This window comes from Streptomyces sp. CA-249302 (assembly GCF_050936785.1).
In the GTDB taxonomy this organism is placed as follows: domain Bacteria; phylum Actinomycetota; class Actinomycetes; order Streptomycetales; family Streptomycetaceae; genus Streptomyces.
The window spans coordinates 9,781,371-9,794,601 of the sequence record NZ_JBNJMG010000001.1; the positions used below are offsets into that span (position 1 = coordinate 9,781,371).

12 protein-coding genes are annotated in these 13,231 nt (G+C 70.4%); 6 read left to right on the forward strand and 6 right to left on the reverse strand.

Annotated features, from left to right (window positions below; translation table 11 throughout):
• Positions 1-6: 6 nt before the first annotated feature.
• The 3 genes from ACQEWB_RS44130 to ACQEWB_RS44140 form a co-directional block, all read right to left on the reverse strand.
• On the reverse strand, positions 7-810 hold the full coding sequence (locus ACQEWB_RS44130) for an SDR family oxidoreductase (RefSeq protein WP_432841550.1): 804 nt from the start codon (positions 808-810) through the stop codon (positions 7-9).
• Positions 811-835: 25 nt separating this feature from the next.
• Positions 836-1,231: an HD domain-containing protein gene (locus ACQEWB_RS44135; protein WP_432841552.1), complete on the reverse strand. Its 396-nt coding sequence runs from the start codon at positions 1,229-1,231 to the stop codon at positions 836-838.
• A gap of 122 nt (positions 1,232-1,353) precedes the next feature.
• On the reverse strand, positions 1,354-2,460 hold the full coding sequence (locus ACQEWB_RS44140) for an ABC transporter ATP-binding protein (RefSeq protein ID WP_432841554.1): 1,107 nt from the start codon (positions 2,458-2,460) through the stop codon (positions 1,354-1,356).
• 375 nt (positions 2,461-2,835) lie between these two features.
• On the opposite strand from ACQEWB_RS44140, the gene ACQEWB_RS44145 reads away from it, so the two are divergent.
• The 3 genes from ACQEWB_RS44145 to ACQEWB_RS44155 all read left to right on the forward strand — a co-directional run bounded on the left by ACQEWB_RS44145 (position 2,836) and on the right by ACQEWB_RS44155 (position 4,397).
• Complete coding sequence (locus tag ACQEWB_RS44145; protein WP_432841556.1) at positions 2,836-3,009, forward strand: hypothetical protein; 174 nt, start codon at positions 2,836-2,838, stop codon at positions 3,007-3,009.
• 58 nt (positions 3,010-3,067) lie between these two features.
• Positions 3,068-3,553: an N-acetyltransferase family protein gene (locus ACQEWB_RS44150; RefSeq protein ID WP_432841558.1), complete on the forward strand. Its 486-nt coding sequence runs from the start codon at positions 3,068-3,070 to the stop codon at positions 3,551-3,553.
• A 73-nt stretch (positions 3,554-3,626) separates the two neighbouring features.
• A complete protein-coding gene (locus ACQEWB_RS44155) occupies positions 3,627-4,397 on the forward strand; it encodes a hypothetical protein (protein ID WP_432841560.1) in 771 nt (256 codons plus the stop codon).
• Here ACQEWB_RS44155 and ACQEWB_RS44160 read toward each other — a convergent pair.
• Positions 4,394-5,032 carry a LysE family translocator gene (locus ACQEWB_RS44160; protein ID WP_432844331.1) on the reverse strand — a complete coding sequence of 213 codons (639 nt, stop codon included), beginning with the start codon at positions 5,030-5,032 and terminating at the stop codon, positions 4,394-4,396. The genes ACQEWB_RS44155 and ACQEWB_RS44160 overlap by 4 nt on opposite strands.
• Before the next feature lie 66 nt (positions 5,033-5,098).
• Positions 5,099-6,454: an amidase gene (locus ACQEWB_RS44165; protein WP_432841562.1), complete on the reverse strand. Its 1,356-nt coding sequence runs from the start codon at positions 6,452-6,454 to the stop codon at positions 5,099-5,101.
• A 278-nt stretch (positions 6,455-6,732) separates the two neighbouring features.
• Between ACQEWB_RS44165 and ACQEWB_RS44170 the strand changes: the two genes are divergently transcribed.
• From ACQEWB_RS44170 to ACQEWB_RS44180, 3 genes are read left to right on the forward strand one after another with little or no spacing between them, the layout of a single operon-like run.
• On the forward strand, positions 6,733-9,084 hold the full coding sequence (locus ACQEWB_RS44170) for an alpha-L-fucosidase (RefSeq protein ID WP_432844333.1): 2,352 nt from the start codon (positions 6,733-6,735) through the stop codon (positions 9,082-9,084).
• Entirely contained in the window at positions 9,077-10,930 is a 1,854-nt protein-coding gene (locus ACQEWB_RS44175) for a family 20 glycosylhydrolase (protein ID WP_432841564.1), read from the forward strand. The genes ACQEWB_RS44170 and ACQEWB_RS44175 overlap by 8 nt, the downstream gene beginning before the upstream one ends.
• Positions 10,931-10,947: 17 nt before the next feature.
• The gene (locus ACQEWB_RS44180) at positions 10,948-12,501 is read left to right on the forward strand and encodes an alpha-L-fucosidase (RefSeq protein ID WP_432841566.1); all 1,554 of its coding nucleotides are present in this window, start codon (positions 10,948-10,950) and stop codon (positions 12,499-12,501) included.
• A 60-nt stretch (positions 12,502-12,561) separates the two neighbouring features.
• Here the strand turns inward: ACQEWB_RS44180 and ACQEWB_RS44185 are convergent, their stop codons facing one another.
• Positions 12,562-13,203, reverse strand: a complete 642-nt coding sequence (locus tag ACQEWB_RS44185; RefSeq protein ID WP_432841568.1) for a hypothetical protein — start codon at positions 13,201-13,203, stop codon at positions 12,562-12,564.
• Between the last annotated feature and the right edge of the window lie 28 nt (positions 13,204-13,231).

Below are 13,231 nucleotides of genomic sequence, written 5' to 3' on the forward strand. Positions count from 1 at the left end.
CCCGCGTCAGGGAGGTGGTGCGTATGAGCGAAGGCGGTCGTGGACGGCGTACTCACGCGCGGAGTGCGCCGTCCTGACGCGTGTGCCACCGTCCACCAGCAGATCCGCGCCGGTGATCCACTCCGCCGCGTCCGAGGCCAGCCACACCACGGCCCGCGCGACGTCGTCCGGCTCCCCGATCCGCCCGAGCGGCAGCCCGGCGGCCAGCTGCTCCTCGCCCGCCTCCCACACGAACCGCGCCATCTCGGTGCGCACCAGCCCGGGTGACACGGAGTTCACCCGCACCTTGGGCGCGAGTTCACCCGCGAGCTGCTGGGTGAGATGGATCAGCGCCGCTTTGCTGGTGCCGTAAGCCCCCACATTCGGCCCGACATGGGCAGCCCCTTCCGTGCAGATGTTGACGACCGAGCCGCCGTGCTCCCGCATCCAGGCCCGCCACGCGCACTGCACGAGCCGCAGCGGTGCCTCGACGTTCACCGTGAACGCCTCCCGCCACGCCTCCGGATCGACCTCCATGAGCGGCCCGTACGGCTGGTTGGTCGCCGCGTTGTTGACCACGACGTCGATCCGGCCGAACTCGTGCAGGACCGACTCCGTGACGTGCCGCAGGTGATCCGGATCCCCGACACTGCCGCTGACACCGATACCGCCCAGCTCCGCGGCCGTGCTCCGCACCTCGTCCGCGTCCCGCGCGGTCACGCACACCAGCGCCCCGGCCGCGGCCAGCCGCCCGGCCACCGCCCGCCCGATCCCGCGGGTCGCCCCGGTGACGACGGCGGCCCTCCCGTCCAGTCCGTACGTCGGCGTCATCGCCGTACCGTCTCATGACGGTCCGTCAGTCGACAGCCCCGAGACGGGAGTTCCGGGCGGCGACGAGTTCCAGCACCGTGCGCCAGTCCTCCAGGACGCCGGCGTCGAAGCCCGCCGTCAGGCTCTCCTCGTCCGCGAGTCGCAGGCGCAGCAGGTCGTCGTCGGCGGCCGAGCCGTGCCGGCGTACGAGGCGGTAGACGCGCTCGCCGAGCAGGGGCCGTACCGCCTCGGCCGCGCGTTCGGCCCGGCGGGACTCGTCGCCCGGGGAGATCAGCTGCCCGATGTCGTGCACCAGGCCCGCCACCTGGAGTTCCTTGTCGGCGGGGCGACTTCGCCGCAGCAGCGCGGCGGTGCGCAGCGCGTGCTGATGCCGGCAGGCGTACAGCAGATCCATCAGCTCTTCGACACTGCGCAGCTCCATGCGCCAGTCCTTCCGCCGGACGAGCCGTTGCCGTCCGCCAGCAGATCATGGCCGGCTTTCGATTCGGCCAACGGGACCTGAACTGCGTGGCCACTTCGGTGCGGTGCGTGATGGTCGTGGAGTCAGGGATGTTCGAGGCGCAGGCCCGTCACGGCCGAGAAGCAGTGCGTGTCCTCGGCGCGGACCGTGACGCGCAGGGGTGCGCCCTTGGTGTGCGTGGGGCGTCCGGGGAGGCGGACGACCATGTCGCCGAGTCCCTCGCCGGAGCGCGCGGTCGCGTGGACGTAGACGACCGCTCCGGTGTCCTCGACCGCCTCGACCACCAGGTCCAGGGCGGGAGTCGTACGGTCCTCCGGCGGGAGTACCCGGAACTGCTCGGGCCGGACGCCGAGCACGATCTCCTCGGAGCGCTCGGCCGTGGCGGCCCGGAGCGTGCCCCGGGGGAGCCGGACGTCCAGGCTGCCGAGGCGGGCTCCGTCGGCGGACAGCGGCAGCCGGAAAAGGTTCATCGCGGGCGAGCCGATGAAACCGCCCACGAAGACGTTGGCCGGGTGCGCGAACAGCTCCCTCGGCCGGCCCACCTGCTGCAGCACGCCGTCCCTGAGCACGGCGAGGCGGTCGCCCATCGCCATCGCCTCGATCTGGTCGTGTGTCACGTACACCGTGGTGATGCCGAGGTGGTGCTGCATCCGGACGATCTGCGTACGGGTCTCCACCCGGAGGCGGGCGTCGAGGTTCGACAACGGCTCGTCCATCAGATACGCCCGGGGATCCCGCACCAGCGCCCGCCCCGTCGCCACCCGCTGCTGCTCGCCGCCCGACAGCGACCTGGGCCTTCGCCCCAGATAGTCCTCGATGTCCAGTACGGAGGCAGCGAACCGCACCCGCTGCCGGGCCCGTTGCCGGGGCATGCGGGCGATCCTCAGTGCGAAGCCGATGTTGTCGGCAGCCGACAAATGCGGGTACAGCGCGTAGTTCTGGAACACCATCGCCACGTCCCGGTCCCGCGGCGGAAGATGGGTGACGTCCCGGACGCCGATGTGGATCGACCCCGAGTCGACCTCCTCGAGTCCGGCGAGCAGACGAAGACAGGTGGACTTTCCGCAGCCGGAAGGTCCCAGCAGCACCATGAACTCGCCGTCCTCGATGTCGAGGTCGAGCGAGTCCACGGCCGGCCGGTCGACCGACGCGAAGCGCCGGGTGACCTTCTCGAAGGTGACGGACGCCATGACATCCCCCTCCCGCACAGGTCCTCGAACCCAGAGTGGAACGGGCGTTGCCGTTCGGCACGCCTCTAGCCCGAACGAGTGACAGGAGACAGGGATGAAACGGGGCGACTTGAGACAGTAACTTTGATTTACCAGCCCCATAGAGCGGAGGCCCGCTCATTTGGTTAATCTGGAGCGGACGGACAGTACCACCGGGTCCCACCCACACCCACGTCCGTCCCGGGGCAAGCCGGTCCACAACCGGTCTGCTCTACACGAGTTACCGGCGCCACCGCGTCCGAACTGCTTTCGACTGATACCCGAGTGGGCGTCAGGCGCCGGACCGCAGAGTGGCCGGCACGCCCCGAGGGTGACCCGACACATAAGGAGTGCGCGGTGACACCAGAGACGACGAATCGCGAACAGCGCCCCAAGGAACGCACGGAGCGCCCCGGCCGACGGTCGGACGAGCTCGGCAGCCTGGAAGTCTGGGCCCACGCGGCCCCCATCCGTCTGGCGGGCTACGAGGACGACCTCGCCGAGCCCCACATCCTGCCCAGCATCGACTGACGCAGCCCACGCAGGATCTTCGCGATCGCCCGTGCATGGGCGTGCCAGACTCACGCCCATGCAGATCAGAGAAGCCGCGGCCGAGGACTGGCCGCGGATCTGGCCTTTCTGGCACCGCATCGTCGCCGCCGGTGAGACCTACACCTGGGACCGGGACACCTCCGAGGAGGCGGCCCGGTCCCTGTGGATGAGCCCGGCCAAGCGCGTCTACGTCGTCGAGGACGAGGCCGGCACGGTGGTCGCCTCCGCCTTCGTCACCCCCAACTACGGCGGGCCCGCCGCCCGGATCGCCAACGCGGGCTTCATGGTCGACCCGGACCACGCCGGTCGGGGCTTCGGCCGCGCCCTCGCCGAACACGTCCTGGCCGCGGCCGGGGCCGACGGCTATCGCGGGATGGTGTTCAACGCGGTCGTGGAGACCAACCCGGCGCTGAAGCTGTGGCTGTCACTGGGGTTCACGATCCTGGGCACCGTCCCCGAGGCCTTCGACCATCCACGGCACGGGCCGGTGGGGCTGCACGTGATGTACCGCGCGCTGCCCTGAGTACGCCTACTCATGCCGACCCGCGCCCGGCCGGGGACGATGGACCGTGTCGGCGTAGGGACGGGGGCGGGTCATGGGCAGGTTCCTCGGGGCGGTGGCGGCCGTCGTGGCGGCGGCCGCGGCACTGGTGCTCGCGTATGTGGCGGGGGCGTCGACCGCGGTGGTGTTCGCCGTCGGGGCGGGCGTGCTGAGCCTGCTGTGGCTGACGCTCCTGCTCACGCTGCCCTGGAACCTGTACTTCCGCGCGCACGCGGTGCTCGCCGAGATCGCGGTGAGCCGGGAGAAGGGCATCGAGGTCTCCACCGCCCGGGACGCCGAGGCCGCCCGCATCGCCCGCATGATGCTCCGGGTCGCGGTCGCGGGGCACGTCCTGACGGCCGCGCTGGTCTTCGCGGTCACCTGGGCGACGGGCGAGTTCACGGGCTACTGGTTCGCCGCGTTCTTCCTGCTGAGCACCTTCTTCCGCCCGGCCGGCGCCTACTTCGCCCAGCTCCGCCGACGCCTGGGCACCCTCCTCAAGGACGTCACGTATCCCCGTGACGACGTCGTCGAGCTGCACTCCCGGCTGGACCGCACCGAGGCCGGGACACGGGTCCTGGAGGACAAGGCGGAGGAGCAGTACCGGGCCCTCGGTGAACTGCGCCGCACGGTGGACGCCCTGGCCATGAGCACGTACGAGCGGGCCGAGGAGGCGGACCGCAGGATCGCCGCGCTGGGCAGGGAGTTCGAGGCCACGGTGAACCGCCTCACCGACGACCAGGAGATCATCGCGGGCGTGAAGGCGTTCCTACGGCTGCTGCGCTCGCCGGACGCGGCCGACGGCGCTCCGGCCGGCAGGGCCTAGTCCTTGCGGCCCGTCACCGCCACGGTCACGCCCAGCCCGATCATGGTCAGGCCGCCCACCCCGCCGACCAGCGACAACCTGTGCGGGGAGCGGGCGAACCAGTCGCGGGCGGTGGAGGCGGCGAGGCCCCACACGCTGTCCGAGGCGATCGCTATCGCGTTGAAGACCAGGCCGAGCAGCAGCATCTGAAGAGTCACATGGCCCCGGTCCCGGTCGACGAACTGCGGCAGTACGGCCGCGAAGAACACGATCGTCTTGGGGTTGGTGACGCCGACCGCGAACCCCTCCCAGAAGGTCCGCAGCGGGCTGTGGCCCACCGCGTCACCCGTGAACACGGCGCGCAGCGAGCCGCGTTCCCGCCATGCCTTGACGCCGAGGTACACCAGATAGCCGGCGCCGGCCAGCTTGAGCACCGTATAGACGAGGACCGAGCGCTCGACGACCGACCCGATCCCGACGGCAACGGCCATCACCAGCAGATAGGCGCCGAGAGTGTTGCCCACCACGGTCATGAGCGCAGCCCGGCGGCCCTGCGCGAGCGCCCGGCCGATCACGAACAGAACACTCGGGCCGGGTATCACGATCAGCAGGAAGGACAGCGCCGCGAAGGCGAGCAGTCGGTCGGTGGACATCATGCCGTCCATGACAGCACGGGGAGGGGCCGCGCTTCAGCCCTATTTCTTCCGCGGCCCCCGCCGCCGTCAGCCCTCGTCCAGCGGAGCCGTCCGCTGCCACGGGTGCAGCTTCTCCAGCTGCCCCGCCAGCTCCAGCAGCAGCTCCTCCGAGCCCGGCCGGCCCACCAGCTGCACGGCGGTCGGGGCGCCGGACGGCAGGCTTCCGAAGGGTACGGCCATCGCCGGCCAGCCGGTGAGGTTCCACGGCGGGGTCAGCGGCGAGTAGTTCGTGTTGATCAGGATGTTGCGCAGCCAGCCCCGCTCGTGCCAGTCCACCGACGCGGGGGAGCGGCGCGCGAGCGCGGGCGTGAGCAGGACGTCGTACGAAGCGAAGAAGTCTTCCATACGGCTGCGCAGACGGTCCCTGCTGTCACTGGTGCGGACGCGGTTCACGAAGCGGCGGCCGATGGCGGCGTGGACGCGGGTGCGCCGGGTCAGCAGGCGTGGGTCCAGGCCCTGTGCGTCGACGGCCGTGCCCGCCGTCCAGTGCATGAGGGAGGTCGTGCTCAGCGAGGCGGGATACGGCGGGTCCGCTCGGCGGACCTGGTGGCCGGCCTTGATCAGGACGCCTGCGGCGTCGCGGGCCGCCGTCGCGTACGGCTTGCCGATGGTGACGCCGAACAGGGGGCTGCGCACCGAGACGGCGATCCTGCGCATCCCGGGCTCGGACGGCCGTAGCGCCTCGGTGTCCTCGTCGGCCAGGACCGAAAGCAGCAGCCGGGCGTCCTCGACCGTCGTCGCCAGCGGCCCGTTCTCGGACATGCCGAACCAGTCGCCGTCGCCGATGCCCGCGGGCACGACCCCGTGCCCCGGCTTGATGGTCACCAGGCCGCAGTTGGCGGCCGGGATCCGCAGCGAGCCCATCCCGTCGTTGCCGAGCGCGATCGGCACCATGCCGGCGGCCACCGCGGCCGCGCTGCCGCCGGACGAACCGCCCGCCGTGCGGGACAGGTCCCACGGGTTACGGGCGTTCCCGTGCACGCCCTCGGTGGTGCCGAAGACACACAGCTCGGGCACGTTGGTCAGCCCCACGACCACCGCGCCCGCGGCCCGCAGCCGGGCCACCGTGACATGGTCCTCGGCGGCGGGCGTCTCCGGCGTCGCGGCCGAACCGACGCGGGTCGACTCGCCGCGCACCGCGAGGTTGTCCTTGACCGCCACGGGCACCCCGGCCAGCGGCAGCTCGGCCAGATCGCCGCGCGAGGCCAGCTCGTCGGCCTCGGCGAGAGCCGCCTCCGCACGCACCGCCCGGAACGCCCCGACCCGTCCGTCGAGCCGCTCGATCCGGTCGAGGTGCTCGGCCACCACCTCCCGGGGCGTGGCCCGCTTCTCGCGTACGGCGGTGGCGATCTCGGCGGCGGTCCGGCCGACCCAGCTGGTCACGGGGGCTCCTCGGGGGTGCGGAACAGAGGCTTACTCGTCAGTACGAAGTCACTACGAGCAGCACTCTGCCCCGGTAGGCGCCCCACGTCGAGAGCATCCGCTCTTGGACATTCGGGCGGCTGTTGTTGGACTTTTCGAGGGGGACATGTCGGCCACCGCGCCCTGCCCCGCAGGTCATCCGATCACTCGCTCAACTCCCGTCCGATCGTGCCCCATTGACAGGCCTCTGAGCTCGCCCAATCATCAAACCTCCGATGAATTGGGAGCCGCTCATGAGGATGAGTCCGTATCCAAGACGTCAGGTCCTGGGTGCCGCGGCGGGAGTCGCCGCCGCTGCCGCCCTTCCCCTCGCCACGGCGGAAGCGGCGCACGCCGCCGAGCCGTCCGGCGGACAGCCCGCATCCAGATGGGTCCCCGTCCCCGACCCGCTTCCCGTCCCGATCGACGGCCTCTACGACAACGACGGCATCGACACCGCGGCCACCCGGGGCGGTGACTTCGACGGCTCCGGCTACACCTTCCCGGGCGAGGAACTCCCCGCGGGCCGCGTCGAGGTCGACGGCGTCCCCTTCCTCTTCCCGGCCTCGACGGCGGGCGCGAAGAACAACGTTGTCGCGCTCGGCCAGCGCGTCGACCTGCCCCAGGGCCGCTACCTCTCGGCCGTCTTCCTCACCGCGGGCAGCTACGGCAACGCCTCGGGCAAGGCCATCGTCCACTACGCCGACGGTACGACCACCAACGCCGGCCTCGGCGGCGCCGACTGGTACTCGGCGGGCGGGTCGCTGTCGGCGCCGTACCGTTACAAGCCGGACGGCACCAAGGACGAGCACAGTGTCGGGATCGGCACCGCGGAGGTGTGGACCGACCCCCATCGCGAGGCGGTCGCCATCACGCTGCCGGTCACCAACCCGGCGGAGGCGGGCAAGGCATCGCTGCACGTCTTCGCGCTCACCCTCCAACCCGCCGCCCAGGGACGGGCATTGGCCCTGCGCGACGCCCACTCCACGAGCTCTCTCCTCGAAGCCACCGGCGCCCAGAGCGTCGAGGCGACCGTCGTCAACGCGGGTACCGTCGCGATCCTCGCCGGCGACGAGGTGTCCGTCCGTGTCGACGTCCCCGGCGCCCGTACCGTCGAGCCCGCCCGCGTCCGCCGCCTCGACCCCGGCGAGCAGGTGCGCGTCCGGGTCGGCATCCGCAACCGCGCCGGCACCGCTCCCGGCACCGAGCGGGACGGTTCGGTGAACGTCGTCGGGCGGGGTGGTCAAGTAGCCACCAGTAAACGCGAGTTGACGCTCGGCACCGCCGACTACCAGCCCACCGAGGCGTCGTTGGCAGGCCATCAGGCGCCGTACTGGTTCCAGAGCGCCAAGTTCGGCATCTTCATCCACTGGGGCGTGTACTCGGTGCCCGCCTGGGCGCCGGTCGGCAAGCAGTACGCCGAGTGGTACTGGGACCAGATGCAGGACCCGAACAACCCCACGTACGCCTACCACCGGGAGACCTACGGCGCGGACTTCGCGTACGACGACTTCATCCCGCGCTTCACCGCCGAGAAGTTCGATCCGCGGGCGTGGGTGGAGCTGTTCCGGGACGCGGGTGCCGAGTACCACGTGCTGACGTCCAAGCACCACGAGGGCTTCGCGCTGTGGGACACCAAGGTCTCCGACCGCAACGCCGTGAAGCTGGGCCCGAAAAGGGACTTGGTCAAGGAGTTGTTCGAGGCGTCGAGGCGGTACGCGCCCGAACTCCACCGCGGTCTCTACTTCTCGATGCCCGAGTGGTTCAACCCGGACAACCCCTGGATGGGTCACGCCCCGCGCAATCCGTACACGCTGGAGCCGGTCCCGTACACCGGATACACCGCGGGCAAGGACTATGTGAGGGACTATCAGGCCCCGCAGATGCTCGAACTGGTCCACGGCTACGACCCGGAGATCATCTGGTGCGACATAGGCGGCGTGAACGACAGCCTGCATGTCCTCGCCGAGTACTTCAACCACGCGAAGAACAGGGCCCGTCCGGTCGACGTGACGGTCAACAACCGTTCCGGCATCGCCTTCCACGACTTCACGACGCCCGAGTACACGACGTACGAGAACACGGTCGTCGCGAAGTGGGAGTCCAGTCGCGGGCTCGATCCCTTCAGCTACGGCTACAACAGCGCGACCCCGGACGACGCCTACATGACGGCCGAGGAGGTCGTGCACAGCCTCGTCGACATCGTCTCCAAGAACGGCAACTTCCTGCTCGACATCGGCCCGCGCGCCGACGGCACCATCGCCGAGGTGATGCAGACGCGGCTGCGCCAGGTGGGCGCCTGGCTCAAGGTCAACGGCGAGGCCATTTACGACACCACGTACTGGTCGCGCATGGCTCAGCTCGGCGACGACCTGCGGTTCACGGTCCGCCCGGACGAGGCCTTCTACATCCACTCCCTGAGCCGGCCGGGGGCCAGGCTCACCGTCGAGGCGCCGGTGCCCGTGCGGGCCGGGGACAAGGTGACGCTGCTCGGCCACGACCGGCCGCTGACCTGGACGGTCAGCAAGGGAGCCCTGGTGATCGACGTACCCGAGACAGCCCGGAAGACGGGACAGCACGTGTGGGTGTTCAAGGTGGAGTGGCATGGGTGAGCTGAGAAAGAGACTCCTGCGGCTGCTGGGTGTCGCAGCGGCGCTGACCTTGCTTGTGGCGCCGGTGCAGGCGGTCGCGCAGGAGCAGCAGGCGGCCGTGGCGCCGGTGACGGTGCCTGCGCTGGCCAACTGGACGGCGGCGCAGGGTAGTTATGTGTACGGCAAGGGGGCCCGTCTTGTCGCCGACACCGCCGCCGAGCGGCGGGTCGCCGACACCCTCGCCGGGGACCTGCGGGCCGCGGGGCACGGGACCGTACCGGTCGTCGGCGGTCCGGCCCGCAACGGGGACGTCGTGATCGACGTACAGGCGTCCCGTGGTTCCCTGGGCGCCGAGGGCTACCAACTCGACTCCGGCAAGCGGCTGTCGGTGACCGGCGCCACCGAGACCGGCGCCTTCTACGGCACCCGGACAGTCCTCCAACTGCTCGCGCAAGGTGACCGGATCCCCGCCGGGCGCACGGTCGACGTGCCGCGCTACAAGGAGCGGGGCGTCGGGGTGTGCGCCTGCTACATCCACATCACGCTGCCCTGGCTGGAGAACCTGGTCCGGGAGATGGCGTACAACAAACTCAACCAGCTGCTGGTCGAGCTGAAGGTGAAGAGCGACGCCCACCCCGAGGCCGACACCTGGGGCTACTACACCAAGGACGAGATACGGCGACTCGTCGCGCTCGGCGACAAGTACCACGTCGAGATCATCCCGGAGATCAACTCCCCGGGCCACATGGACCCCTGGATCGAGAACCGCCCGGACCTCCAGCTGACCGACTCCGACGGCAACAAGCAGACGGCCCGGCTCGACGTCACCCAGCAGGCCGCGTTCGACTACTACACCAGCCTGATGGACGAGTACGCGCAGGTCTTCACCGCGAAGTCCTGGCACATGGGCGCCGACGAGTACATGCTCGGCTCCGACTACTCCAAGTACCCGCAGATGCTCAAGTACGCCCAGGAGAAGTACGGCGCGAACGCCACCCCGCAGGACGCCTACGTCGACTTCATCAACCGGGTGCAGGCCTACGCGGCGGGCAAGGGGAAGAAGCTGCGCATCTGGAACGACGGGCTGACCGGCGCCAACACCGTGCCGGTGGCCGCGGGGACGACCGTCGAGCACTGGCTGAACGTGGCGGTGAAACCCAGCCAACTCATCGCCCAGGGCTACCCGTTGATGAACGCCGCCTACTCCCTCTACCTCATCCGCGGCGGCTTCCACTCCGACACCGGGTCGCTGTACGACCAGAGCTGGGACCCGCGCAGCTTCGACGGCGAGAAAGTGGCGTCCAGCAAGGGCATCACCGGCGCGAAGATCAGCCTCTGGCCCGACAACGGGCGCGGTGAGACCGAGAACGAGGTCGCCGTCGAACTCTGGCCCGCCCTGCGGCACATCGCCCAGGCGACCTGGGGCGATCCGCATCCGGACGCCACCTACGCCGAGTTCACCGCGCGCGGCACGGCCGTCGGTCACGCACCCGGATGGCGGGACCTCACACAACTCCCGGTGGCGCAGGGGACGTACACCTTCCAGGCCGGTGGAGTCTCCTTCGACGCCTCGGTGAGCCGTACTGCCGACGGGTACGCCGCCCTGAAGACCTCCGACGGCTGTCTGGAGGTGACCGGCGGGAAGCTCACGCTCAACGTGCCGCTCCAGCCCGGCGTCGAGCTCGACCGGGCCGCCTGCGACAGCTCGAGCACCTTGCAGCGCTGGCAGTTGGAGCCGACCGAGGGCGGCTATCGCCTCGTCAACGCCATCACGCAGATGGCGGTGAACGTGACCGACGACGGCCGGCTCGTGCAGTACCCGCCGGACCGGGACACCCCCGCCGTGTGGCATCTGACCGCCCACTGACCCGAGGAAGCACAGCCATGGCACTCTCCAGACGCCTCTTCGTCGCGTCGGCCGCCGCGACGGTCTCCGCGCTCGCCTCGACCGGGTTCCCGGCCGCGGCCGCATCCGGCACCCCTCGCCCGGCCGACGACCGCTCACTGATCCCCGTGAGCCCCGACGACACCCCCGAGGAACTCGTCCGCAAGGCCTCCCAAGTGCGGCCCACCGCACGGCAGATCGCCTGGCAGGAGCTCGGGCGGACGGCCTTCCTGCACTTCGGGGTCAACACCTTCACCGGCCTCGAATGGGGCACCGGCGACGAGGACCCGAACGTCTTCCAGCCCACCGGCCTCGACACCGACCAGTGGGCGCGCGCCCTGCTCGACGGCGGCTTCAAGCTCGCCATCCTCACCGTCAAGCACCACGACGGTTTCGTCCTCTACCCCTCCCGGTACACCAACCACTCGGTGGCGTCGAGCAGTTGGCGGGACGGCCACGGCGACGTCCTGCGCTCCTTCGCCGACTCGATGCGCGCCCACGGCATCAAGGTCGGCGTCTACATCTCACCCGCCGACGAGAACCAGTATCTGCACGGCGTGTACGCCAACGGCAGCGCACGCGCCTCGCACACCATCCCCACGCTGGTGGACGGCGACGACCGCAGCCCGGTCGGCTTCTACACGCTGGACGCCACCGACTACGGCGCTCACATGCTCAACACGCTGTACGAGGTGCTCACCGAGTACGGGCCCGTCGACGAGGTGTGGTTCGACGGCGCCCAGGGCCACATCCCGCCGGACAAGGTGGAGCAGTACGACTGGGACAGCTGGTACACGCTCGTGCGCTCCCTGGCCCCGGACGCGGCGATCGCCGTCACCGGCCCGGACGTCCGCTGGGTCGGCAACGAGGGCGGCACCGCGCGGGAGGACGAGTGGAGCGTCCTCCCGGTCAAGGAGAACCAGTACGGCCGTACCGACTGGGCGCTGTCCTACGACACACCCGACGAGGGCAGCCGGACCGCGCTCGTCGCCGCCCAGCCGAAGACCGACTACCTCCAGTGGTGGCCCGCGGAGTGCGATGTGTCGATCCGGGACGGCTGGTTCTACCATGCGGACCAACTGCCCAAGTCCGTCGACCAGTTGACGGAGATCTACTTCGGCTCGGTCGGCCGCAACTCGGTGCTGCTGCTGAACGTGCCGCCGGACACGGACGGCCTGCTGCACGGCACCGACGTCACCCGGCTGCGCGAGTTCCGGGAGCGGATCGAGCGTGAACTGCCGGCCGACCTCGCCCGCGGCGCCCGCGTCACGGAGTCGGCCGGTACCCGGACCGTCGAGCTGGCCGCGGCTCGCGAGGTGGACCGGATCCGGCTCGCCGAGGACATCCGGCACGGCCAGCAGGTCGAGGGGCTCGTGGTGGAGGCCTTCGTGGGCGGTGCCTGGAGTCAGGTCGCGACGGCGGGCACGATCGGCGCCAGCCGCATCCTGCTGCTCGACAGCCCGGTGCGGGCGCGCCGGTGGCGGCTGCGGGTGACGGCGGCCCGGGCGGCCGTACACCTCGCGGAGTTCGCGCTGTTCCGGTCGGCGGGCTGACGGGGGTCCGAAGCGGGGCGGTCACCAGGGCGTCGGCGATCTGGTGGCCGCCCCTTCCGGTCAGACCGGTTGGGCCTGTTCCTGACGTTTCCGCGGCGTCGCGGCGGCGGGTCCGCGGGCCAGGTACAGGGCGGCCGCGATGATCCAGAGCCCGGCGACGAGGAAGGCGAAGAACCCCACCCACGGAATGAACACGGCCACCCCGATGACGATTCCGGCCCAGCCGAGCCAGCGCGGCAACGGAATTCCGGAGCGGGCCGTGCCCAGACCGGCGGCGATCAGCATGATGCCGATTCCGGCGACGAAGGGAATGAAGAAGTCCTCGCTGATGGCATTCATCGCGTTGAACGCTTCGCCGCCGACCTGGCGTTTGTCGGAAGCGTCGATCAGGGCGAGCGACAGGCTGGAGGCGGTCCAGAACCCCACGGCCGAGAGAATGCCGCCGGCGAAGGCGACCTGGGGCAGCCAGCCGTGGAAGTCCACCTCGGCGAGGCTGTGCCGGAGACTGCCCGCGAAGAACACCAGGAGCGCGCCGGCCAGTATCAGCAGATACAGCGCTACGGCGAGCCGGGTGTCGTGCTGGTGGTAGTACAGCTTGACCTTCGGACCGGGATCCCCGATGTCCGGAGTCGAGCCGCCCAGCGCGAAGGAAATGACGATCAGAACGACGGCCACTATGCCGGTGAATGGACCGAGGCGCATGAGAAACCTCCGATCCGGGGCATCCGGA